General features: G+C 41.4%; 24 protein-coding genes. 2 read left to right on the top strand and 22 right to left on the bottom strand.

What is annotated here, in order from left to right; translation table 11 throughout:
• The 5 genes from dnaG to M1E09_RS06310 form a co-directional block, all read right to left on the bottom strand.
• Positions 1–1,806, bottom strand: coding sequence for a DNA primase (dnaG, locus tag M1E09_RS06330; protein WP_456274005.1), 1,806 nt, complete (start codon positions 1,804–1,806; stop codon positions 1–3).
• A gap of 50 nt (positions 1,807–1,856) precedes the next feature.
• A complete protein-coding gene (locus M1E09_RS06325; RefSeq protein ID WP_456274004.1) occupies positions 1,857–2,273 on the bottom strand; it encodes a YaiI/YqxD family protein in 417 nt (138 codons plus the stop codon).
• Between the two features lie 550 nt (positions 2,274–2,823).
• Positions 2,824–4,098, bottom strand: coding sequence for a group II intron reverse transcriptase/maturase (gene ltrA / locus M1E09_RS06320; protein WP_456274003.1), 1,275 nt, complete (start codon positions 4,096–4,098; stop codon positions 2,824–2,826).
• A gap of 531 nt (positions 4,099–4,629) precedes the next feature.
• Positions 4,630–5,436, bottom strand: a complete 807-nt coding sequence (locus M1E09_RS06315; RefSeq protein ID WP_456274002.1) for a pyruvate, water dikinase regulatory protein — start codon at positions 5,434–5,436, stop codon at positions 4,630–4,632.
• Positions 5,437–5,465: 29 nt separating this feature from the next.
• Complete coding sequence (locus tag M1E09_RS06310; protein ID WP_456274001.1) at positions 5,466–6,092, bottom strand: helix-turn-helix transcriptional regulator; 627 nt, start codon at positions 6,090–6,092, stop codon at positions 5,466–5,468.
• Between the two features lie 488 nt (positions 6,093–6,580).
• Between M1E09_RS06310 and M1E09_RS06305 the strand changes: the two genes are divergently transcribed.
• Complete coding sequence (locus tag M1E09_RS06305) at positions 6,581–7,954, top strand: glycine--tRNA ligase (protein WP_456274000.1); 1,374 nt, start codon at positions 6,581–6,583, stop codon at positions 7,952–7,954.
• A 143-nt stretch (positions 7,955–8,097) separates the two neighbouring features.
• Here the strand turns inward: M1E09_RS06305 and recO are convergent, their stop codons facing one another.
• The 15 genes from recO to rpsU all read right to left on the bottom strand — a co-directional run bounded on the left by recO (position 8,098) and on the right by rpsU (position 21,180).
• Positions 8,098–8,850 (bottom strand): DNA repair protein RecO, encoded by a 753-nt coding sequence (gene recO / locus M1E09_RS06300; RefSeq protein WP_456273999.1) that lies wholly within the window; start codon positions 8,848–8,850, stop codon positions 8,098–8,100.
• A gap of 130 nt (positions 8,851–8,980) precedes the next feature.
• Positions 8,981–9,124, bottom strand: a complete 144-nt coding sequence (locus tag M1E09_RS06295; protein WP_456273998.1) for a YqzL family protein — start codon at positions 9,122–9,124, stop codon at positions 8,981–8,983.
• A gap of 112 nt (positions 9,125–9,236) precedes the next feature.
• On the bottom strand, positions 9,237–10,151 hold the full coding sequence (gene era, locus M1E09_RS06290; protein ID WP_456273997.1) for a GTPase Era: 915 nt from the start codon (positions 10,149–10,151) through the stop codon (positions 9,237–9,239).
• The gene (locus tag M1E09_RS06285; protein WP_456273996.1) at positions 10,144–10,542 is read right to left on the bottom strand and encodes a cytidine deaminase; all 399 of its coding nucleotides are present in this window, start codon (positions 10,540–10,542) and stop codon (positions 10,144–10,146) included. Before M1E09_RS06285 ends, era begins: the two co-directional genes overlap by 8 nt.
• Before the next feature lie 1,074 nt (positions 10,543–11,616).
• Entirely contained in the window at positions 11,617–12,009 is a 393-nt protein-coding gene (locus tag M1E09_RS06280; protein ID WP_456273995.1) for a diacylglycerol kinase family protein, read from the bottom strand.
• Positions 11,987–12,457: an rRNA maturation RNase YbeY gene (gene ybeY, locus M1E09_RS06275; RefSeq protein WP_456273994.1), complete on the bottom strand. Its 471-nt coding sequence runs from the start codon at positions 12,455–12,457 to the stop codon at positions 11,987–11,989. The genes M1E09_RS06280 and ybeY overlap by 23 nt, the downstream gene beginning before the upstream one ends.
• Positions 12,447–14,630, bottom strand: a complete 2,184-nt coding sequence (locus M1E09_RS06270; protein ID WP_456273993.1) for an HD family phosphohydrolase — start codon at positions 14,628–14,630, stop codon at positions 12,447–12,449. The genes ybeY and M1E09_RS06270 overlap by 11 nt, the downstream gene beginning before the upstream one ends.
• A 180-nt stretch (positions 14,631–14,810) precedes the next feature.
• Positions 14,811–15,773 (bottom strand): PhoH family protein, encoded by a 963-nt coding sequence (locus M1E09_RS06265; protein WP_456273992.1) that lies wholly within the window; start codon positions 15,771–15,773, stop codon positions 14,811–14,813.
• Positions 15,774–15,776: 3 nt separating this feature from the next.
• Entirely contained in the window at positions 15,777–16,970 is a 1,194-nt protein-coding gene (yqfD, locus tag M1E09_RS06260) for a sporulation protein YqfD (protein ID WP_456273991.1), read from the bottom strand.
• A 19-nt stretch (positions 16,971–16,989) separates the two neighbouring features.
• The gene (gene yqfC, locus M1E09_RS06255) at positions 16,990–17,274 is read right to left on the bottom strand and encodes a sporulation protein YqfC (protein WP_456273990.1); all 285 of its coding nucleotides are present in this window, start codon (positions 17,272–17,274) and stop codon (positions 16,990–16,992) included.
• Positions 17,275–17,342: 68 nt separating this feature from the next.
• Complete coding sequence (locus M1E09_RS06250) at positions 17,343–17,759, bottom strand: hypothetical protein (RefSeq protein ID WP_456273989.1); 417 nt, start codon at positions 17,757–17,759, stop codon at positions 17,343–17,345.
• A 30-nt stretch (positions 17,760–17,789) separates the two neighbouring features.
• A complete protein-coding gene (gene floA, locus M1E09_RS06245) occupies positions 17,790–18,791 on the bottom strand; it encodes a flotillin-like protein FloA (RefSeq protein ID WP_456273988.1) in 1,002 nt (333 codons plus the stop codon).
• A 35-nt stretch (positions 18,792–18,826) separates the two neighbouring features.
• Positions 18,827–20,113: an NfeD family protein gene (locus M1E09_RS06240; RefSeq protein WP_456274916.1), complete on the bottom strand. Its 1,287-nt coding sequence runs from the start codon at positions 20,111–20,113 to the stop codon at positions 18,827–18,829.
• Positions 20,114–20,539: 426 nt separating this feature from the next.
• Positions 20,540–20,992 (bottom strand): GatB/YqeY domain-containing protein, encoded by a 453-nt coding sequence (locus M1E09_RS06235; RefSeq protein ID WP_456273987.1) that lies wholly within the window; start codon positions 20,990–20,992, stop codon positions 20,540–20,542.
• Positions 20,993–21,006: 14 nt separating this feature from the next.
• Complete coding sequence (gene rpsU, locus M1E09_RS06230; protein WP_006838418.1) at positions 21,007–21,180, bottom strand: 30S ribosomal protein S21; 174 nt, start codon at positions 21,178–21,180, stop codon at positions 21,007–21,009.
• Positions 21,181–21,464: 284 nt separating this feature from the next.
• Here rpsU and M1E09_RS06225 point away from each other — a divergent pair, with 284 nt between their 5' ends.
• Entirely contained in the window at positions 21,465–22,403 is a 939-nt protein-coding gene (locus tag M1E09_RS06225; protein ID WP_456273986.1) for a Na/Pi symporter, read from the top strand.
• A 36-nt stretch (positions 22,404–22,439) separates the two neighbouring features.
• On the opposite strand, the gene deoC is transcribed toward M1E09_RS06225, so the two are convergent.
• Both deoC and M1E09_RS06215 read right to left on the bottom strand, forming a co-directional pair.
• Positions 22,440–23,111, bottom strand: a complete 672-nt coding sequence (gene deoC / locus M1E09_RS06220) for a deoxyribose-phosphate aldolase (protein ID WP_456273985.1) — start codon at positions 23,109–23,111, stop codon at positions 22,440–22,442.
• 132 nt (positions 23,112–23,243) lie between these two features.
• Positions 23,244–24,908, bottom strand: coding sequence for a glycoside hydrolase family 13 protein (locus M1E09_RS06215; protein WP_456273984.1), 1,665 nt, complete (start codon positions 24,906–24,908; stop codon positions 23,244–23,246).
• Positions 24,909–25,150 lie beyond the last annotated feature (242 nt).

The following is a 25,150-nucleotide window of genomic DNA, read 5'->3' as shown; positions in this document are numbered from 1 at the left end:
TTATAACGATTTTCTCAGCTGCACGATTTCCATCGCAATCAAAGCAGCTTTGTTATAATCTTTTTGTCTTTCCGCTTCTTTTTGAGCTGTTTGTTTTTCTTTTATTGTCAACATCTTTTGATGTTTTAACACCTGATTAACGTAATCAATTAATTCCTGTTCGCTGCATTCATCCGAAACAGACATCATTCCTATCTCAGAAACGACCCTTCTCAGCCTGCTGTCTGGCAGAAACTGAATGAATCCGCTGGAGTCCGCCTCATTCCCTTCTTCATAATAGCCAAATAAATAGGTAATGATTGCTTGATGCTCGTCAAGGTTAAATGAGCTGCCACCCAGCAGGTCCTGCACTTTAAAACAAATATCAGGATTTTTCATCATGTGGGCAATTAATCTTCTCTCGGCAGTATGATAAGCCGGGAAAAGCTTGCTTTCAGATTTCGGCTGTATCGGCTGAACATATTCTTTCTTCCTGTGTTCTCTCTTCTCGGTCTTTTTGCTGGAATAATAGAACTGTTTTTGCTGCTGCTGGAGAGCCTGCAGCGACAAGGAAAACTCATCTGCGAGCTGACGCAGATAATAATCGCGCTCGATATGGTTCTGCAGCACACTGATTTCCTTTAATACTTCTTCTATATACTGCAGCCTATCTCCTTCATCATTCAAATTTTTTCCCTGCCGGAGATAAATAAGCTTAAAGGCCATGAATGTCAGGCTTGCCCCTATTACATCATTTTGAAACTTTTCAGCATTGTATTTTTTGATGTAGTCATCAGGATCAAGTTTTTCAGGGACCACAGCAATTCTTATATTAAACTGATCTTCACTGAGCATTTTTGCAGCGCGGTAAGCTGCCTCCATTCCTGCTTTATCCCCGTCATAGCAAATGACGACCGAGTCTGTTACTCTTTTCAGCATTTGCATATGCTTTGGGGTCAATGAAGTACCCATTGAAGCAATTCCGTTTTCCACCCCTGCCCTGTCTGCCGAAATCACATCAGCAAACCCTTCGAAAAGGATTGCCTGGCTTCTCCTTCTAACCAGCGACCTGGCATTATGAAAGTTATAAAGGACAGAACTTTTATTAAAAATGATTGTCTCAGGACTGTTCAGGTATTTAGGCTCTTCGCCCCCCATGGCCCTTCCAGAAAAAGCGATTGTCTTTCCTCTATGGTCATGGATGGGGAACATGATCCTTCCCCTGAAACGGTCAAAATATTGCTCCTCGGATTCCCTTTTTACCAAAAGCCCTGCTTGCTCCATCAGGTTCGGCGCAAACCCTCGCTTCGTCAAAAAGTTGACCGTGAATTCCCAGCTCGGAAGGCTCCATCCTATTTGGAACTTGTCAATGCTTTCACGGGTAAAGCCTCTCTCCAGCAAATACTCTAACGCATCCTGACCTTCTTTTGTATTTACAAGCAAATGATGATAAAATTTACTTAACAGCTCATGAGCCTCGATCATCTTTTCTTCATCTTTGCCGGCTGGCTTCTCTGCAGGGCTTACCTCGACGGAAAGCTCCTGTCCGGTCCTCTCGGCAAGCTTTACGACCGCTTCCTGAAAAGGTATACCATCGATATCCATAAGGAAGGTATAGGCATTTCCACCGGCTCCGCAGCCAAAGCAATGAAATATCTGTTTATCAGGCGAAACAGAAAAAGAAGGAGTACTCTCACCGTGAAACGGACAGAGACCAAAATAATTTCTGCCCTGTTTTTTTAATTGGACATAATCACCTATGACATCTACAATATCAACTGACTGACGAATCTCATTTACTTTTTCTTCAGGAATTCTCCCTGTCACTAATACATCACCTGATTACTATTTACTTTAAATAGTGCATTCGATATTTTCTATAAATCTCCTGCAAAATTCGACAATATTTTTGTAAGTGTAGAGACGAACCTTTCTCTATCCTCCGTTGTGAAAGGCTTAGGCCCTTTACCGTATTTTCCTTTCCGCCTTTCCTTGGCAGACAAGTAACGGAAATCCAAAGCCGTAGAAATGGTTTCTTCTCTAAATTGTTTTCCCCTTGGAGAAATGGCATAAACGCGTTTTGGCAAGACAACACTTGCCAAGCCAATGTCTTGAGTGACCAAAACATCCCCTGCCTTAATGTGATTCATAATATAGAGGTCTGCTGCCTCCTTTGATGAATCCACATATACCCATTTACCTTTTTCTGGATTTGCTTTTCTATGGGCATTGGATGCTATAAATATAACTTCTAATCCATACACTTTTGATAATTCCGTAATCTCTTCTTTCACGGGACAAGCATCCGCATCTAAATAAATCACAGAACCAGTGCTGTTAATATTACCTATTCTACATCACCTCAAAATATCCTTCTCTTTATGACAACTTTCACTTATAGCAGTGTAAAAAAGACATTTTGTCGATTTTTTTCTTTGCAAACGACTTGACATAACCCAATAATTAGTTTATTCGTTTATAGTTGAGTCTAAACCTATTTTTGAATATATTTTTATCACAATTTTTTATTATAGTATAAGTTTATCTGTTTGACCACTAAAAACCCCGTATACAATATATTTTTTCATACTCCATTCTATTCCCCCTTTGGACATTATTTTTTCAGAACAGCCTTAAGCTTTGAACAAGTGATGTGATCGGTTGATTGGAATTACCATTGCATGTTGTATAGTCCTTTAAAGATGCACCGGGTTATAGACCACACGTAATAAGAGTCAGCCTCAAAAAATATTATTAAAATCGAGTAGAGGGAAAATAATCATGTTATTATTTTCGCCCCTCTCACAACACCGTACGTACGGGTCTCGTATACGGCGCTTCAACTTATATTACAGTGTGTACTTTTAGATAATGGGTTAAAACAGAAGGGAGTCCCCTCTGTTTTAGTCTTTCATTTGAAATTGCTCTATGGACCACTTTAGAAAGTCCTATAAACCGATAACCTTTTCTGCAGAAGGTTAGTCCTTTCGCTTCTTCCTTCGGAATCCCTAGTTGAATAAGCGATTTGATTTGTTTACTCGGAACTTTCCATTGTTTCCAGATGATGACCCTTATTCTAGAGCGGAGCTTCTGGTCTATTTGTTTGGTCACTTCTTTCATATTGGCAATCCTGAAGTAGTTCACCCATCCAAAAACGACTTGTTTCAATTTCAAAATTCGAAAGTCTAATGGAACACTCCAGTTTCGTTTTGTGAGTTGGCGAAGTTTTCTTTGAAATTTCCGTATTGAACTTAGATGAGGTTTTACTTGATATTTCTTGTTCTTATAGTCGTAATAATATCCGTATCCTAGAAATTTCAGTTCTTTGGGACGGGCAATCCTACTTTTCTCTGCGTTGACTATAAGTCCTAATTTCTTCTCAATGAATTTCACAATTGATTTCATTACTCGGTCCGCTGCTTTTTCGCTTTTCACAAAAATAAGTGAGTCTTCAGCGTACCTTACGAATCTTAATCCTCTATTTTCAAGTTCTGTATCTAGTTCGTTCAACATGATATTACTCAGTAGTGGACTGAGGTTTCCTCCTTGCGGAGTACCGACAGGTGTATCTTCATACTTTCCATTTACTATGACTCCACTAACTAAGTACTTTCTAATTAATGAAATGACATCTCCATCATCAACTGTCTGAGATATAATGCGCATCAGTTTATCATGGTGGACTGTGTCGAAGAATCTTTCAAGATCGATATCAATAACCCAGTCATGTCCTTCATTCAGAAATTCCAAGCTTTTAATAATTGCCATCTCACAGCTTCTTTTTGGTCTGAATCCGTAACTGAATTCGCTGAACTGTTCTTCAAATATCGGACTGAGAACTTGATGAATGGCTTGTTGAACAACTCTGTCCACTACTGTTGGTATTCCCAATTTGCGCATCTTTCCGTTTTCTTTTGGGATCTCCACTCTTAAGGCAGCTTGTGGATGGTATTTTCTTGTTCTGATGCGCTTCCGCAATTCATCCTTGTTTTCCTTCAGGTATTGCTTTAGTTCATCGACCGTTACCCCATCTATCCCACTAGCGCCTTTATTTTTATAGACACGCAAGTAGGCTTCATTCATATTTTGATTATTAAGGATTTGTTCTAAAAGTTCCACACTCGTTTCTCCTTTCCTCTCACGTAGTAAGTGATATCTCGTATTTTGGCTATCCTCTGAGGTACGCTCATACTTTCACCATTAACACATTCGGAGTAGGTCACTTACGCGTTCGTGGTGTCGAAACACTATAAATTGTTCCGCCCTTCATGAATTCGCTTCACTACTATGGCTTCTGCTGACTTCTTGCGACTAACCTTTTTCGACTGTACTCCTGTACATCCGCAAGATCTCCCAGGGTAAGACAACTATCTTTCCTCTTTTACTCGCCTGATTACTTCATAAAGTTACGCACATCTTTTGGACTTTAGTTTGTTATGGAACTTCATCCCTTTATAAAGCCTTTGTATCAGATTTCTGTTCGTCGAGCCAAGATTTTATTCCACGCTTCCTCCAGCCCTTATTTCACAATAAGTACCTTGCGCTTCCTTAGTGGTTGGTCGATGTGTACCCCCACAGTGGACTTTCACCACCTAGATAGTTGCCATGCCTGGCACACATAGAAAAAGGATGGCCTGGTTGCGCCATCCTCTACTTCGATCTTTGAATTTCATTGATGATGATATTCGCTGTCTCTTCAACCGCTTTGTTGGAAACGTCCACGACATGACAGCCTATTCTGTTCACGATCTTCTCGAAATAATCAATTTCTTCCTGAATTCTTTCCATGTTTGCATAGCTCGCCTGGTCATTTAACCCCAGGGACTTTAACCGCTCTTTTCTTATGCTGTTCAGCTTTTCCGGGTCAGCCTTCAATCCAAAACACTTTGAAGGTGAAACTTTAAAAAGTTCCTCCGGAGGATCCACTTCTGGAACAAGCGGGACGTTTGCCACTTTCAGCCTTTTAAGGGCAAGGTATTGTGATAAGGGAGTTTTCGATGTTCTGGATACTCCAATTAGAACTATATCCGCTCTGAGAAGTCCGCGGGGGTCCCGTCCATCATCGTATTTTACTGCAAACTCGATTGCTTCTACTTTTTTAAAGTAGTCAGCATCCAACTTGCGGACCACTCCAGGTTCGTTCAATGGTGTTTTGTTATATTGTTCCTGATAGGTATCCATCAGAGGCCCCATAATATCAAAGGCATGCAGCTTTTCATTCTCAGCTTTTTCTTTGATATATTTTCTCATTTCCGGTTTTACAAGTGTATATACAATTAACCCCTTATTAAGTTTAGCTAAAGAGATAACCTCATCCAGATGGGAAAATTCTTCTACATACGGAAATCTCTTGATCACTGTATTAGATCCATCAAATTGGCTGATTGCCGCTTTTGTCACAAGTTCAGCTGTTTCACCTACTGAATCTGAAACCACATAAATGTAAGGTCCATTCAAAGTACTCACCACCTGTTAAAAAATACGTTTTATAGATCTTCTGCTAAAGCGACGAATGCTTTAGTGATGTTAGTCTTCGTTATTCGGCCGGTCACTTCCAGCTCCCCGTTTTCCGTTTCATTAACTACAGGCACTGAATCAATTTGCTTGTCGATCAGGCTCTTGGCCACATCGATTAGGAGGTCCTCTTTTCCACAAGTCGTGATATTGGGCATCCTTGTCATGATGATGTTGACCGGAATTGACGACAGCTCTTGTTTGCCGATACTTGCCCTTAGTAAATCTTTACGGGAAAGGACGCCGACGAGATGGGTATTTCCATCTATTACAAATAACGTTCCTACATCCTCAAGAAACATTGTTACTATAGCATCATATACTGAAACATTCTCATTCACAACAACAGGAATGGATTGATAGTTTTTTACCAGGATTTTCTTAAGGTTATCAGTTAATAACTGAGTCCCTGTTTTCCCTGAATAAAAATAGCCTACACGCGGGCGTGCATCTAAATAGCCCGCCATGGTCAAAATAGCAAGGTCGGGCCTTAAAGTTGCCCGGGTGAGATTCAGCCTGTCGGCGATTTGCTCTCCTGTTATTGGACCATTATCTTTTACAATCTGCAGAATATGCTCCTGTCGACTATTTAGTTCCATCTTACTCACCACCTAACGGACAAATGTATAAAATAAGTGTTATACTTTATACTAAATATTATATACTAATCAACAAAAAAGAAAAGAAAGACTTTTTCAGAATCAGTTATTATTGCAGCATTTTTAACATTATCCCTTTAAAACAGGGTAGCTTTTTCATCAGGAGACTGCAATTATTTTGTATCATTCTTCATATGTTGTATATTCTTATAGAAAGTGATAAAATTATTCCATCTTTCCAAGAAACCGCTCTTGGAACCTAATTCAATAGTAGAATGCGTTGACGGACCTATAAGTACTTGTCCTAAAGCGATCCGGGGATGGTGAAAGCCCGGAACACAAGGAAAAGGCAGTCTCGAGCAGATGAAAATCAAAGTGGATATACTTATGTATATCAACTAGGGTGGAACCGCGGGCAAAGCTCGTCCCTAGGCGTAAGCCTGGAGACGTGCTTTTTTTATTTTTTTAATAACAAAGGAGTGTTATCAATGTCAATGGAAGAAATTGTTAATTTATCGAAGCACAGAGGTTTTGTGTTTCCCGGGTCTGAGATATATGGAGGACTTGCGAATACTTGGGACTACGGCCCTCTTGGAGTAGAACTTAAAAACAACATCAAAAAAGCATGGTGGAAAAAGTTCATTCAGGAATCCCCTTATAATGTCGGCTTGGATGCATCTATATTGATGAATCCCCAGACATGGGTCGCTTCCGGACATGTCGGCAACTTCAATGACCCGATGATCGACTGCAAAAATTGTAAGACGCGCCACCGAGCAGATAAAATCATTGAAAATGCCCTTGAAGAAAAAGGTGTTGAAATGGTGGTGGACGGACTTCCCTTTGAAAGAATGGGGGAAATCATGGATGAATATGAAATCCCATGTCCAGATTGCGGCAGCCGTGACTTTACGGAAATCCGCCAGTTTAACCTTATGTTCAAAACACATCAGGGTGTAACAGAGTCATCTACAAATGAGATATTCCTTCGTCCGGAAACAGCGCAAGGGATTTTCGTCAACTTTAAAAATGTCCAACGTTCCATGCGCAAAAAAATGCCATTTGGCATTGGCCAAATAGGAAAGAGTTTCCGTAATGAGATCACTCCTGGAAACTTCACTTTCCGTACACGTGAATTTGAGCAAATGGAGTTGGAATTCTTCTGTAAACCAGGAGAAGACCTTCAGTGGCACTCTTATTGGAGAGATTTCTGTAAGAACTGGCTGTTATCCTTGGGAATGAAAGAAGATAACATGAGGCTGCGCGACCATGATGACGATGAGTTATCTCATTACAGTAATGCAACAACTGACATTGAGTATAAATTCCCGTTTGGCTGGGGTGAATTATGGGGAATTTCTGACCGTACAGACTTTGACCTTAAACGCCATATGGAACATTCTAATGAAGATTTTCATTATATGGATCCACAGACCAACGAAAAATATGTTCCTTATTGTATCGAACCATCGCTTGGGGCAGACCGTGTAACTCTCGCTTACCTATGTGATGCTTATGAAGAAGAAGAACTTGAGAAAGAAACAAGAACAGTGCTGCGTTTCCACCCTGCTCTTGCTCCGTTTAAAGCGGCTGTTCTCCCTCTATCCAAGAAGCTTTCTGATGAAGCATTTAAGGTGTATGAGGAACTTTCTAAAGATTTAATGATCGATTTCGATGAAACGGCTTCAATCGGTAAAAGGTACAGAAGGCAAGATGAAATCGGAACTCCTTTCTGTATCACATTTGACTTCGACTCAGTAGAAGATGGTCAAGTGACTGTTCGTGACCGCGACTCCATGGATCAGGTGCGTATGCCGATCAGCGAGGTTAAAGGATTCCTTCAAGAAAAAGTTAATTTTTAAAGATTAAGGGAGCAGCATGAAGCTGCTCCCTTTCGCTTTGCCACTTCCTGATTACGGACATTTCAAAAAAATTTTAGTCTTTAGGCAAATTCATGCATAAATTGAAAAGAAGCTAACCACACTAGTGCTGTCAGCTTCTTTCACTACATAAGATCTTTCATCCTGTCAATCTGATCAAGGAACTTTCTTGATTTAAGGTAAAGACCTGAATATTCATCGTAGTAAGTTCGGATGATTTTTTTCAATTCTTCTTTTGTCGTATCTTTTACCGATATTTTTCCCAGCCGGTTCATATCGAAATGATAAAACAGCCTCAAAAGCTTAATGGTCTGGGCGGAAACCTTATAATGGTAGGGGTCATTTTCAAGACACCTATGACATATAATCCCATTTTCTTTAAATGAAAAGGAGAACGTCCCCTCAGTCTCTCCGCAAACGGCACATCGGTCTAACGCCGGATGCAGGCCCAGAACCGGAAGCATCTTCATTTCAAATAAATGCGTTATAATATCAGGATCATATTCCTCATTAATAAAAGTCAGTGTCTGGAACAGCATTTCAAATAAGTATGGGTTAGGCTTACGTTCCTCTGTCCCTTTATCGATGAGATCGACTATATATGTTGCATAAGCTGTTTTGAAAAGGTCTTCCCTTATATTTCTCATCGAAGAAATCGTATCTGCCTGCTGTAAGGTTCCCAGTCCGCTGCTTTTCTGAAACAAGAAATATCCATATGTAAAAAGCTGAGAAACTGAAGATAATCGGCTGTTAGTCTTCTTAGCACCTCTCGCCATTACCCCCAGTTTCCCGTTTTCCCTTGAAAAAATGGTTACAATTTTATTCGACTCACCATAGTTATTGGTTCTTATCACAATACCTTCACATTTTTGCAGCATACAGCCACCTCCCGAGGGATTGAAATTTGTTCGGGTGATAGCCCAGGTAATCAAATCAATCATATATCTTCAATCAATATAGGACGTACACAATAAGGCTCAATCTGTTTTAGAGCCTGCTGATCAGGGCTTAAGAGATAGGATTGTCTAACTCCGCTAGTTCTTCATCATAATCAAGGATTCCTTCGTCATCAGTTGACTCAAGTTCTTTGAAAAGTAAATATGTGTCTATGCTACCTGTTTGTGAAAACACCTTCCAGGTAAAGTCCAACATAAAAACCCCGCCTTTCATGTTTTAAACTAGCTAATACCTTTGTGTTATTAGATTGACCTTTCAGAGAAAAAACATGAGACGTAAATATTGTAAAACTTACAGTAATTACCTATTAATAGTCGTCATTAAAACCAAAGTCCCTTAGATTCGAAAGTTTATTACGCCAATCCTTTTGAACTTTCACCCAGAGTTCAAGGTACACTTTGGACCCTAATAGATTTTCAATATCAACCCTTGCCCGCTTGCCTATTTCTTTCAGCATTCCGCCTTGCTTGCCAATAATGATACCTTTTTGTGAATCGCGTTCAACTACAATGGTAGCCATTACATCAATGACGTTTTTATTCCCTCTTGTCGAGATTTTCTCAATGACGACAGCCAATGAATGCGGAATCTCTTCTCTTGTCAAATGAAGCGCTTTTTCACGAATCAGTTCAGAAACGATAAACCTTTCAGGATGATCCGTAATCTGGTCTGCAGGGTAATATTGAGGTCCTTCAGGAAGTTCTTTACGAATTTCCGAGACAAGATTCTCAACGTTATTTCCTTCCAATGCAGAAATCGGCACGACCGCTGCAAAATCGTATAACTCATTATATTGCTTAATAAGCGGAAGTACATCGTCAGGATGAAGCTGGTCAATTTTGTTCAAGACCAGAAAAACTGGCGTCTTGATGCCTTTCAGTTTCTCGATTATGAACTCGTCGCCGCGGCCATAGCCTTCTTCGGCATTAATCATAAAGAGTACAATGTCTACTTCCCTCAGCGTATTCTGGGCTATTTTCATCATGAAATCTCCCAGCTTATGCTTCGGTTTGTGAATCCCTGGAGTATCTATGAAGATCATTTGGGAGTCATTTGTTGTATACACACCTTGCACTTTGTTTCTTGTTGTTTGCGGCTTATCGCTCATAATCGCAATCTTTTGTCCAATTACTCGATTAAGGAATGTGGATTTTCCAACATTCGGTCTTCCGATAATAGATATAAATCCTGATTTGTATGCTTGTTGTTCGTTACTACTCATTTAAATCCTCCGGTGAAAATGCCCCTGGCAATATTTCTGCTACTGTTAGCTCTTGTATATCCCCTTTTAGATTGCTTAAAACCACTTTCATATCAGGGGGACACAACTCAGAGATCACTTGCCTGCATGCTCCGCAGGGAGGAACGGGCCGGTCAGTGTCCGCAATGACAGCCATCTTTTTATAGTTCTTGTCACCCTCAGAGTAGGCTTTGAATAATGCGGTCCTTTCAGCACAATTGCACATGCTGTATGCGGCATTCTCGATATTGCAGCCATGATAAACTTTTCCTTCTTCCGTCAAAAGTGCAGCTCCGACACCAAACTTAGAATAGGGAACATAGGCTCTATCTCTTGCTAATTTAGCTTCTGCGATTAATTGTTCATTGTTCATTGTTTATCTCCTTTGTTACCCACTTTCTATTTTACTACATCTTACGTAAAAAAAAATGGGCTGTTACCGTATTGTTATAAAATAGTTAGATAATTCTCACAAATGGACAATCACTACCATGTGTGTGAAACCATTTTATCCAACTATCAGCCGGAATTCAAATTTCTCCAAAAAAAGACTGCAGAATTGTCCTTAACGGTTCCGTTTTGGGAGTGAAAAGGATAATTCGCACATGTAAACGAATTGAAAACCATCATAAAAACAATACAACAAATCTGCTATGATTTCCGCTCCAGGCATGCGACTCCGCGGGGCGTGCGGTGAGCCTCCTCGGCTTCATAAAAAGCGGAAGCGGCCGTTCAGCACCGTACGGATTGGAGGGCTCCTGCATGAGATAAAGGAATCACAACGAACAAAGTGAGTTGATGATGACTTATCGCAAGGAAGGAGACCGAAATCCGCTAGGTGCTGGCCGCTGGAGCTGGATTCGCCTGCAGGGTTACGTTCCGGTGGGTACGTAACCTTGGTCTCACCTGTCACGCTGTTCCCGCAGGAGGTCGCATACCTTCCGCTCCAATCAATAAACTATAGAGGGATAAACAGATTAAAAAACCACATAATTTCAGAAAATAGATATAAAATAGATAAATATTTTTTCTCCCTTTTCCCCAAAAAGAAGTATTTTATAATTTTCAATTCAAAACTTGTGTTGTTCCATCTTCAAGTATGAACGGCACCATTCTATATCAACTAAAAGAAGAGGACAAAATCATTAGCGATTTCGTCCTCCCTTTGTAATTTCTTTTTTCTTCGATAACTGAAGCCATTTTAGTTAAAGGCTCTATTCGCAATGATTGCGGCTGTTTAAAAGTGATGGCTTTCCGCTCCAGGCGCACGACTCCGCGGGGCGGGCGGTGAGCCTGCGGGGTTACGTTCCAGTAGGTACGTAACCTTGGTCTCACCTGTCCCGCTAGTCCCGCAGGAGGTCGTGCGCCTTCCGCTCCAATCCTCCTACGTTATAGGGGAGAGAGTGAAATAGTATTAAAAGCAATAATCTTTTAGAAAAGAGCCTAGTTAAAAGATCACTCTTAATACCTTGGGCATAAAGATAATGGCGCCAATTATCACCGCGGCAGCTGCATAACACAAGACTGCACCTGCCGCCAGGTCTTTCGCTTGCCCGGCTAATGGGTGATACTCCTTTGTAACTAGATCGACGGTTCGCTCTATAGCTGTATTCATGATTTCCAAAGCAAACATCCCTGCTATCAACAGAATCAAGATAAGCCATTCCATGGTCGAAAGCGAAAACACGAAACCTGCACCTATAACAATTATAGAAGTAATAAAGTGAACTTGAAAGTTGAGTTCTTCAGTAAATGCAAGCCTGATTCCATTAAAAGCGTATTTAAAGGAGCGAAGAACCTTCTTTCCAGGCGGAGGATTACCTTTGAAGTCCATATCCATCCAGGATTTCCGCCTGTCTGCCGAACATCTTTTTCTCATCTTCATCATTTAAATGGTCATATCCCAGCAGATGCAAGAACCCATGCAAGGCGAGGAATCCCAGCTCACGCGAGTAAGAATGACCATACTCTTCCGCTTGTTCCTTTGCTCTTTGGACAGAGATGATGATATCTCCTAAAATGCGTGGAATCCCATCTCCGACGATTTTAGTCTCATCCGCTCCAAGTTCTTCCAATGCAAATGAAATCACATCAGTCGCCTGGTCCTTATCGCGGTATTCTTTATTAATTTCCCGAATGCGTTCATTCGTTACAAACGAAACGGTCAGTTCACTGGCTGGCTCAACATTTTCCTGCTTCGCTGCGTAATCCAAAAGACTTTGGACAAGTTCCCTGTCAGAATCTGCAAGTTCATTTGTTTCATCTAAAAAATCAATCTCAAGATTCATGTGCAAGCTCCTTTTTCTTGGTTTCCGGATACTCAATTCTCGAGTGAAAAATTCCATTAAGCGTTTCACATAATGTTTTCTTTACTATTTCCAATTCCCTGAGAGTTATATCACATTCATTGAACTGGCCGTCCTGAAGCCTGTCCTTGACGATATTGTCCACCAGCTTCTTGATCTCCTCGGTAGTCGGGCTTTTCATCGACCTCACTGCTGCCTCTACGCTGTCCGCTATGCTTATGATTGCCGTCTCTCTGGTCTGCGGCCTCGGTCCCGGATACCTGTAATCCTTTTCTTGAATATCCTCATTCTCTTCCATTGCTTTAAAATAAAAGAATTTCAATAGCGTCGTTCCATGATGCTGCTCAGCTATATCAATAAATTCTTTCGGCAGCTTATATTTTCTCAGCAAATCAGCTCCATCTGCGGCATGGCTGATGATAATATCCCTGCTTCTTTCAGGAGGCAGATGGTCATGAGGGTTGCCCCCATGCATTTGGTTCTCTATAAAATAACGGGGACGGACAGTTTTGCCAACGTCATGATAGTAACAGCCTACCCTTGCCAAGAGGCCGTTGGCGCCGATTGACTCACACGCTGCTTCTGCAAGATTCGCAACCATTACACTATGGTGATAAGTACCCGGTGCCTCCGTAAGCAGTTTCTTTAACAATGGATGGTTCGGATTTGACAGTTCAACAAGCCTCATAGCTGACAGTATGCCGAAACCAGCCTCGAAAAAAGGAAGAAACCCTATAGTGAGAACGGCCGCACCTATTCCGGAAACAAACGCATAGACGACAAAGTACATATACTCCATATTTGAATACGTTGCCCCCCGCAAGAAAAGCAGGAAAAAGATGATAAGGACATTTACAATGGCAACAAACAAGCCTGCCTGCAAAATATTTGCCCGGTTCTTCCTGCTGGACAGGAAAAGCACTCCCGCCAAGCCGCTGAACATGATATAGATGGCCATCTCAATATCAATTGCCCCGCTTAATTCATAATGGAATACAATACTGCCGCATGCAGCGAGAATCATTACCATCAGCATCGCAATTCTTTCATTGAGCATGATCCTGATCAGCATGCCTGCAAGAGCTGCAGGAAACAGGAAACCGACATTGTCAAGGTCTAGCTCTTTCATTAATGCGGTAATTTTCATTAGAATTAAACTGATAACGAAAATCAAGCTGAGTAAAATCAACCTGTTCTGTTTTCTTTCTTCAGGAAGCTGCCAGTTGTAAAAATGATAGTAAAGCGCACCGATTGTCACAACAACAAAGATTCCTAAACCGACAAACGGTTTTTTCGACTTTTCATTAGAAAGCAAGCCCAATAACTCAATCTGGCGGTAAATTTCTGGTGTGACCATACTCCCTTGCTGGATGATAACTTCACCTTCGATGATTTGTGAAGGCGTTATACTCTCCCGTGCCTCCTCCTTCTTTTCTTCTGTTAATTCCGGTTCAAATTTCTCTGTAGGAACGATTGCCAGCCTTCCCATTGAAATAGCAGGTTCCGTCATCAGACTCGGAAGGTTTTGTGCCCGGATTCTCTGCTCCAATTTTCCATTTACTTCATACAGATCTTCCTCATATACCTTGCTGCTCATCAATAATTCTATTTGAGATACGACTGCTGTGTTTACGCGATTAAGCTCATCTTCACTAAAGGTAAGCAAAGTTCTTAGGACACTATCAGGAATGCTCTGGGTAATATCCTCTTCCTCTTTGACATTTTCTTTCAGCTTTGCTTTGAGTGTTGTAAGCTTTTCTTCAATCGTCGGTTCTTTTATCTGCTCCTCTTCCGCACTTTCCGGCTGCTCCGCCTGTGGAGTTTTCTCCTTTCCGACATCCTTTATTATGGCAAATATCGAGTTGAGAAGAGAAACACGATTTTCAACTACACCTTCAATATGTACATATTGATCCGAAACTTCTTCCGCTGCCTCTTCGCGTTTCTTCTCTGTCAGTTCCTTATCTTCAATCGTTTTAGGCGATCTGATTGTAACGTCACTCGTCTCAAAAACATTCACATCATATATTGGAGGTTTTACATTTCCATAAAGGACTCCGTAAAGCAGCAAACCCAGTAAAATAAAAATGAGAAGTGTAAAAACTTTATAGCTCAAAATGGACCGAATTTTATTAATGTAAGGCTGGAACTTCATCAGAATCCTCCCGGCTGGTATCAAATTAAATATAGAGGGGTGAAAATTCTATTAATTATGTAAAATGATAACAGTTTTTCAATGGGATTGCATCCACTAATTTAGCGGTTGTATGAATTTCCCAATTGCTGTCCACAAGGCAAAAAGACTGCCGGCAGTTCCCTGCAAGCAGTCTTTACATCACATTGTATTCTTTTCATATGCAGAAATGATTTTCCCGACAAGGGGATGGCGTACAACATCCGTCTGCTCCAGATAAATGAATGACAAGCCTTTAATATCCTTAAGGATTTTCTCAGCTGCCACAAGTCCTGATTGAGCCCCTTTCGGCAGATCGACCTGAGACCTGTCACCATTGATAATCATCTTAGATTCAAAGCCAAGTCTTGTAAGGAACATCTTCATTTGAGCTTGCGTGGTATTTTGCGCTTCATCAAGAATGACGAATGCATCGTCGAGCGTTCTCCCCCTCATATAAGCAAGGGGGGCGATTTCAATGGTTCCTCTTTCGATTAACCTTTGTGTATGGTCAGCCCCAAGAACATCATTCAGCGCATCATATAACGGCCTTAAATAAGGATCCACTTTTTCTTTCAGGTCACCCGGCAGGAACCCTAGGCTTTCCCCGGCTTCCACTGCAGGCCTTGTTAGAATGATTCTCTTAACCTGCCCGTTTTTCAGGGCATGTACAGCCATTACAACCGCTAAGTAAGTCTTTCCTGTCCCGGCCGGCCCGATGCCGAACACAAGGTCATTGTTCCTGATGGCATGGACGTATTGGCGCTGCCCCAAAGTCTTAACCCTGATTGGTTTGCCTTTTGCATTTTTAGTGATTTCTTCATTGTATAAATCTTCAAAGTATTCAAGCGTACCCTGTTTTGCCATTTGCAGAGCATAACTAACATCACGCTGGCTGATATTGATCCCTTTCCTGATTACAGCAAGTAACCGGTTAAGGATTTCCTGTGCCGCTTCAACATCTTTTTCATCCCCGGAAATATATACAGATTCCCCTCTGGTTACAATAGAGACGGATAACTCATTTTCCATGGACTTAAGGTGGGAATCCGAAACACCGAATAGCGCAATCGCTTCATTTGGATTATCAAGTTGGATATTTGTTGTATTTAATTCCTCTGACATTACTCAGTCTCCTTGAATGATTGGTTGTCCGACAGCTATGTCTTCTATTACTTGAAAATGTACGTTTAACCTTACTTTACCATTTTCAATCTGCTGGTGTAAAATTTTTTCGCCGATAACCTTGGCGTCTTCAGGCAGATCTGCTTTCAAGTTGTCTCTTGCCAGATCTTTGGCCGTCTCAACCGCCTCCTTCTTAGAGTACTCCCTTGTAACGTCTTCCTTTTCTTTCACTGTTCTTTCAATATAGGTTGTCGGCAATTCCCATTTCAAAAATTTGATTTTCTTTTCACTAAGCTCTTCCACACTGTCTTTGTATTCTATCTTCCCCCAACCCCAGACAGGTAACCGGATGTCTCCAAAGGAAATATAATGTTTTACTTTTTCGTTTCCGCTGAATACCTCAAAATCAGTTTTCAACGGCAATTCCACTTTTGTTACATACCAAACTTCACCACGTATGACACCCTTTGCTGAAACCGCTTTTTTCTGTTCCTGGTCTTCCTTGCCAATGAGTCCGGAAACAAGCAGCTGTCCTTTTTTCACGTAATCATTCACTTCCACTATCGGCATGCCTTCTTCAACAAAAATCTCTTTTATTATTGCTTTCTTTTTTGCAATCAGGTTTTGGGCACCGACTTTCTCTTCCGCCTCAGGTTGATTTTTTTCCACTACTTGCAAATGGTAGGTTGTCCCTTTTAATTCCACCCCAACCCAGGTAATATTGTTCATTCTGTACGAAAGTTCACGCTGAATACTTTCCACATCAGTGATTGTAAACTGGAATTTCCCTTTTTCAATCCCCATTTCCTGAAGTTGCTTTTCAATCTCATATTGCGTCTCCGGACTGGCTCCTTTAATGCTGATCCCCCATACCATATTTGACAGAAGCAAGATCAAAAACAGGAATGAAATTGCTCCCAGTAAGAATCCGCTGTTTTTCAATGTTCTCTTCCATAGGAAAGGAGAGCCTTGTCCTCTCAAAAAAGTGACACGGCAGCCAAACCGCCTGACTGCACGCCTGAAATTATGTAGATCATTGAGGGATAAGTAAAAGGTGAAAGTATTTTCACCCACTCTTTTCACTTGCCATACAGCAATTTGAGAACGCGTAATTTCATTGATAAACCTTTCTATTCCCTTCCCCTCTACCTTTACAAGTACTTTGCCCGTAAAAAACGTTATCCACTGGTTCTTCAAGCCAAACCCTCCTGTACCTTTACTGTTCAAGATAAGTAACTTCCACAATCTTTCCTTCAAGCAGAATTTCCTCTGGGAGAATCATTTTTATAACAAATGACTGGCCTCTTATCAGCAGCTGCCCCTGTTTCAATAGCAGCCTTACTTCATTATCTGTAAAGGTCAACAGCCCTCTGTGGTTTTCAATATAAATATGAATTTGTCCAATCATCGTTATGCGGGGAAGGTCCATCATGACATCTTCCGGAAGGTCCATTGTTTTGGTCATCCACTGGCGCGCTTTTTGAACCCATTTTTTTGCCATACAAAAAGAACCCCCTTTCATCTCATATTTATGAAATAAAAGGGGGTTTCATCACTGTTATTTTATTTTCACCCGCGCCAGTTTTTCTTCTTGGCTCTCGGCGGTCCTAAAATTTCCGAGAAAACGATACCTTTGACAATATCATTTCGATCAAGATTTCTTAGGTTTATTTGAGCTTCCTGCCTTACAGGCGCTTTTTTGCTTACTTTCACTCTCTGCGCCCGCCTGTTGTATTGCTCTTCCTGAGATTTCAACTGCGCTATTCGCTGTTTAGCTTCCTGCTGCTTCTCAAGGAATTTATTTCTTCCCTGTGTTTCAATCTCTTCAATTCCTTTATCAAAGAAGGTTTCAGGTTCAGTGTATTCCTCCTGTCTATCAGCAGCAGGACGAGGCGAACGCGGTTCCTCTTTAGGCGGGTTCTGTTTCATCCTGTTAAAAAGCATGCTGATTAAGCCGGCAATGACGAGAAATATCAGGTTTTCCATTCAAAGATCACCTTTCTCCCAGTAGAAAATCTACTCATCTTTACCCTCTTCGTTCTTATCTCCAGTCAACTTGCCGATCGAGTCCCTCATATCGGTATCGGCATCAATGTTCTTGAAGTTCATATAATCCATGACACCAATATTTCCAGATCTTAAAGCTTCTGCCATAGCAAGCGGTACTTTCGCTTCCGCTTCTACAACCTTCGCTCTCATTTCCTGAACGCGTGCAATCATTTCCTGCTCGTTGGCAACAGCCATCGCTCTGCGTTCTTCTGCTTTTGCCTGGGCAATATTCTTATCAGCTTCAGCCTGTTCTGTTTGCAGCTCGGCACCGATATTTTTCCCGATATCAACATCGGCAATATCGATCGAGAGGATTTCAAATGCCGTACCGGCATCCAACCCTTTAGTTAGAACTGTCTGCGAGATGAGATCAGGATTTTCGAGCACTTTCTTATGGTTTTCGGAAGACCCGATAGTGGATACAATCCCTTCCCCGACACGGGCTACGATTGTATCTTCACCGGCACCCCCGACTAGACGGTCAATATTTGCTCTCACAGTAATACGGGCTTTCGCTTTCACTTCAATGCCGTCCATTGCCACACCGGCGATGAATGGTGTTTCAATTACTTTAGGGTTAACACTCATCTGCACCGCTTCAAGAACATCACGGCCTGCAAGATCAATGGCCGCACATCTTTCAAACGACAATTCAATATTAGCACGGTGAGCAGCAATCAGTGCATTTACGACACGATCGACATTCCCTCCGGCAAGGTAGTGGCTTTCCAGCTGGTTGATCGTTACAGTCAACCCTGCTTTATGCGCTTTGATAAGCGGGTTGATGATACGGTTTGGAATAACCCTTCTTAATCTCATTCCCACTAACGTAAAGATACTGATTTTGACTCCCGCAGCAATTGCTGAAATCCACAGCATCACTGGTACAAATGTGAAAAGAACTCCCAAGAATATGAGTCCGACCACTACGGCTACCAATACTAAAATCGTGCTTGCATCTAGAACCATTCCATTTCCTCCTTCAAATTAAGCATCCTCAAGTTTTACTCTATTTCTCTTACAATTGTTCGCGAACCTTCTACTTTGACTACCCTTACAGGCTTGTTCTGGGCTATGAAGCCGCCCTCTGTCACCGCATCAATTCTTTCATCATCAATCAGAATCGTCCCGGATGGACGCAAAGGAGTCATTGTCACCCCTGTCGCCCCAATCAACTCAAGCCGGTTTACATTCGAAACATATCCACTTTCTGTATTAGTGGAATCTCTTAAGATAATTTTATTAAACAGTTTCATTTTTTTCCCCAGCACCTTTACAAACAGCACCATGGCAACCACCGCAACCAGCAGTGCTATCAGAATAGAAATTCCCATATAGACAACATTGCCGCCTGCCATTAGAATACTTCCTATGACAGCACCAATTCCCAAAATCCCAGCAATCCCCCCGGGCAGGAAAAATTCTGCGATTATTAAACCAACACCAATAACAAATAGGATCAGGGTTTCATATCCTGCTAAACCTGCAACCAAATGTCCATAGAAGAAGAGAAGCAAGGACGCCAATCCGATTGAGCCGGCTACCCCAAATCCAGGCGAATACAATTCCACCACAAGCCCTAAACTTGCCAGTGACAATAAAATCGGAACCACAACCGGATTGGTGATAAATCTGGCCAGCTTCTCAGCAAAGGTTTCCTCCACACTCTGTATCTCGGCACCTTCCATGCCCAATTCCTCCAGGAGTTCATCCATATTGCTTACTGTTCCTTCAGAATAATCCACAGATTCAGCTGTTTTGGCATCAAGAGTAAGGAGTTCTCCTTCTCCGGCACCTACTTCAGGAAGATCTACTGATTTATCTGCCATCGCCAGTGCATACTTTGGATCTCGACCACTGGTTTCGGCAGCACTTTTCATCGCGGCCAGCCAGTAGCTTTCTGCTTTTTCACCTGCTGCATTCCCAGCTTGGTCAATGATTGCCGCAGCTCCCATCGTCGAGTTTGGCACCATGTAGATCTCATCAGCATGCAACGAGATAAAGGCGCCGGCTGACAAGGCACGGTTATCGACAAAGGCAACGGTTTTGATTTCGGTGTTATCCAGCAGTTTGGCAATGTTTCCTGCTGCATCCACTGCACCTCCAGGGGTATCGATATGGAATACAATTAAATCAGCACCAGCCTCACGTGCGTCTTCAATTCCCCTTTCCAAAAAAGCATACAGGCCCTTTTCAACCTCTTTTTCAATTGGTATGACATAAACCAGTTCTTCTTTAGCTTTTGCATTGAAAGCAAAAGAGCCTAACAGCGAAACAGCAAGTAACAGCATCAATCCGCTTATATAAATTTTCCTAATTAATTTCAAGGTTTCACCCCTTTCGTTTTATCAAGAAAATATTACAAGTTGTATATATTATGTACGAATCAAACAAAAAAAGGTTTCAAACTTTTAAATAACTTTTAAAAAAGTTTCTTTTAGGGTAATATGCTTAGCAAACATTCACCCTTTTTTATAGTAAGCGATTCCAAGACACTTTTAATAAAGGCTCTTTTCGTAAGCTTTGTTGTTATTTAGTATGAATTACAAAAGATATAACTATAATTCACAAAAAAATACTCTGGTAAGCAAGAAAGAAAAGTGCTGCTCTCCTTGTTCAAAGAGAAATTACTTTGTAAACAGGGGATATCCGAAAGCAACAATTTATGTGAAAACAGCCTTAATAAAAAATGAGAAGCGGATACCCGCTTCTCATTTTCATTGTTGCGATAAATGATTTTGAACAAGTTTATTAACGAGAGCTCCATCAGCTTTCCCTTTAACTTTAGGCATGATAGCCCCCATCACCTTACCCATATCTGCCTTGGAAGCAGCACCTGTTTCCTCAATAGCTTGCTTGATAATATCAGATACTTCATCTTCAGACAGCTGTTCAGGCATATATATTTCGACGTAAGTCAGTTCCGTTTGAATTTTTTCAACGAGATCTTCACGGCCTGCGTTTTGAAATTCCTGGAGGGAGTCTTTCCGTTGCTTCACTTCTCGAGAAAGGACAGTCAACTCTTCGTCTTGAGAAAGCTCCTGTTTGCCATGCTTAATCGCTTCATTTTGCAATGCCGCTTTCAGCATACGGATGACAGACAGCTTATCTTTCTCTTTATTCCTCATAGCTTGTTTCATATCATTATTTAAACGATCGAGAAGACTCATATATACACCCTCTCTTAGAACTTACGTTTTCTGGCTGCTTCAGACTTCTTCTTACGCTTCACGCTTGGCTTTTCATAGAATTCGCGCTTTCTGTACTCTTGCAAAGTTCCTGTTTTAGAAACTGAACGTTTGAAGCGACGAAGAGCATCTTCAAGCGATTCGTTTTTACGAACAACTGTTTTTGACATCTCTCTTTCCCTCCCTCCGAAACACTGCACTTACATGTTCAAGTAAAGACCTTGGCAATTTGCCATACCTTTGGGCATCTGACAAAAACCTAGCTGCCCTTCACTTTGCTGCTAATAAGTACAGCCTGTTACAGAAAGTAATCTTTCTGTATGGATATTTAAATCCATTCACTTTGCAATTATAATATAAGCCTTGCTTAAGGTCAACAATTTCTCATTATTTGCTTGTATAAATAGACATGTCTCCATCCTCAGCCTAATAGAGTATATAAGGAGGTGGGGACATGCTTTATTTTTTATTATTTCTTTTGTTGATATTCAGTTTTCTTATCGGGATGTTTTGGCTGAAGAGCGGCTTATATAATTTAGCTGGAGAGAGAATGAAAACATTGATATTCAAGTGGACAGATGCTCCCTGGAAAGGGTTTATCATCGGAATTGTTGTTACTGGCATCCTGCAAAGCAGTTCCGCAGTAATGGTCCTTACCATAGGATTTGTGTCAGCGGGAATACTAAGCTTCCGCCAATCAATCGGAATCATATTGGGAACCAATATCGGAACCACCCTTACTCTGGAAATAATTTCTTTGGATATTGGTTTCCTAAGCATCCCTTTACTTGCGCTTTCCCTGATACTATTGTTAATCCCGAATCCGAAGGCAAACCCCTACGCATTGTCGCTGCTAGGCCTTGCCCTGATTTTTTCCAGTATGGCCGGATTTGAAGAGCTCGCAAAACCGCTGTCCGATCAGGATTTCGTCGGGATGCTTATGGAGAAATCAAACGCTAATTCCCTGGTATCAATCTTGCTTGGTACCATCTTAACTGGTTTGATTCAATCGAGCACCGTCGTTACAGGAATCGCCATGAGCTTTGTCAATACGGACATCGTCTCGATTATTGCCGGGATTGCGATTATGCTCGGTGCGAATATCGGCACATGTGTAACTTCTTACATAGCAGGAATCGGCAGTGGAAGGACAACAAAGCTTACTGTGTTTGCCCATATTTGGCTGAATGTGATAGGCGTTTTAGTGTTCATTCCCTTTATCGATGAATTGGCACAGGTGGTACAATGGGCCACCGACGATCCTGAACTTCAGCTTGCGCATGCCAGTCTTGTTTTCAATGTGATCTGTTCGGTTCTTGTTTTGCCATTTTCCGGTGCTTTTGGTGAAATGATAGTACGGATACATGGGGATAAATATATTCCGAGGAGCTAAAAAAAGCAATTCGCCAAAGACGAATTGCTTTTCTCATTAATAATCAGATTCGCTTGTCAAACCTTGAACAATTTGCACTCCGGAACTTGCACCGATTCTTGTTGCCCCTGCTTCAATCATGTTTTGGGCATCTTCTACGCTTCTTACTCCGCCAGATGCTTTCACTCCGATATCAGGGCCGACTGTCTTTCTCATCAACCTGATATCTTCTACAGTAGCTCCGCCTGTAGAGAAGCCAGTCGATGTTTTAACATAATCCGCTCCCGCTTCTACAGAAAGCCTGCAAGCTCTTTCTTTTTCTTCATCTGTCAACAGGCTGCTTTCGATAATCACTTTTGTCAAAGCCTTGCCTTTAGCAGCAGCAGTAACTGCCTGGATATCCTGCTTGACCAGGTCATCGTTCCCATCTTTCAACGCCCCGATATTGATAACCATATCTACCTCTGTTGCACCTTTTTCGATAGCATCCTTCGTTTCAAATGCTTTCGTTTCAGATGTAGTCGCCCCTAAGGGGAAACCGATTACTGTACAAACCTTCACATCTGTTCCCGCTAACTGTTCTGCAGAATATTTAACCCATGCAGGATTTACACACACTGAAGCAAAACCAAATTCTTTTGCTTCTGCACAGATTTTTGTAACTTGCTCTTTTGTTGACTCCGGTTTCAATAATGTATGATCGATCATTTTAGCAACATTTTTTTCCATAATTAACACTCCTCCAAACAGGTTGTCCGTACCTCTCTATTTTAACAAAGGTTCAGGAAAAATAAAGCATGAAGAACAAATATAAAAAGACTTAGACTAATTCCAACTTAGTCTAAGTCTTTTTCACCTATTTTATACGAGTTTATATACTCTTGCTTCGTAAGGTTTCAGGCTGATGCTGGTAACATCACCATGTTCTTCGACCTTATAGTTATTCAGCATTAAACCGCGGCTGCTCACTGATAATTTTTCCAGATCGGCTGCTGCTGTTTTTGTTGAAAGGTTTGCGATGACAAGAACCTTTTCTTTCCCCAGCGTTCGCGTATAAGCGTAAATCTGTTTGTGCAGAGGCAGAATCAAATCATACACACCATAGGTAAAGATTTCGTTCTCCTTTTTAACCGAGACCATCTTTTTATAAAAAGATAAAATGGATTCTGGGTCTTTTAACTGAGCTTCTACATTTATACGCTTGTAATTCTCATTTACTTTCATCCAAGGAGCAGCTTCGGAAAATCCGCCATTTGTATCATCGGACCACTGCATCGGTGTGCGGCTGTTATCTCTTGATGAGGCCCAGATAATTTCCATGATCTCCTGGTGAGAAGCACCTTCTTCTCTTTTCAGCTTATAAAGATTCTTTACCGCCACGTCGTCATAGTCTTCAATGGAAGGAAACTGAACATTGGTCATGCCGATTTCCTGTCCTTGATAAATGAAAGGGGTTCCTTGCATCAAGAAATACATAGCCGCCATCGCCGTAGCACTTTCTCTCCAATATTCCTCATCATTTCCCCAAGTGGAAACCACTCGCGGCTTATCATGATTTTCAATAAATAATGCATTCCAGCCGTCGCCTTCCAGCCCTTTTTGCCAACGGGTCAGTACCTTTTTCAATTCAACGATATCAAGGTCAGGATTTGTCTCTGCATCCCACAGGCCTAGATGTTCAAATTGAAAGATCATGTCCATCTTGCCTTTTTCTTCTCCAACCCAGAGTTCCGCTTCATCAGCTGTCACTCCGTTTGCCTCCCCGACGGACATTACGTCATAATTGGCATATGTTTTGTCTTTGAACTCCTGAAGAAATTGATGGATTCCTTTTTGGTTCATATGCATATCAAAGGAGGAAACATATTTCTTCTTTTTAGGGTTAGGCATGTCAGGCAGGCCTGGTCGTTTCTTGATGTGGCTGATTGCGTCGATCCTGAAACCGTCAATGCCCTTATCAAGCCACCAATTCACTGTGTCATAAAGCGCTTCACGCACATTTTCATTTTCCCAGTTCAAATCAGGCTGTTTTGTAGAGAAGACATGAAGGTAGTATTGATCTGTTTTCTCATCATACTCCCACGCAGAACCGCCGAAGATGCTTTCCCAATTGTTCGGCTCTTTCCCGTTTTTGCCGTCTCTCCATATATACCAATCACGCTTTTCGTTATCCACTGAAGAACGTGACTCAATGAACCAGCGATGTTCGTCACTTGTATGGTTCAGAACAAGGTCGATGATCAGCTTCATTCCACGGGCATGGACCTCTTTCAACAGTAAGTCGAAATCATCCATCGTCCCAAAGTCTTCCATGATATCTTGATAATCGGAAATATCATACCCGTTATCATCATTAGGGGACTTATACATCGGACAAATCCAGATAACATCTATACCAAGATCTTTTATATAATCCAGCCTTTGGATCATTCCCTGCAGATCGCCGATTCCGTCTCCATTGGAATCCTGAAAGCTGCGAGGGTATATTTGATAACCTACGGCTTCTTTCCACCAGATTTTTTTCATACTGAAAACACCTCAAACTAATTAAAATTATTAAGTACACTTTTTATTGCGCAATCGTTTGCACTAATAGGTAAAAAAAAAGCGCTTCTATTCATCTTTTGTGGTACTTATTTAGTTTACAGCTAATCTGGCAACTAATCAATAACATTTTTACAATAAAAAGTGCAAGCGCGCTGGATAGCCGGGAAATTGTTCCCGAGTGAAAAAAAGAGTGCCTTCCATTATTCGCTCGGAGTAAAAAT

The sequence above is a fragment of the Bacillus sp. AK031 genome (assembly GCF_053903065.1).
This window is presented reverse-complemented; position numbering and strand designations above follow the sequence as displayed.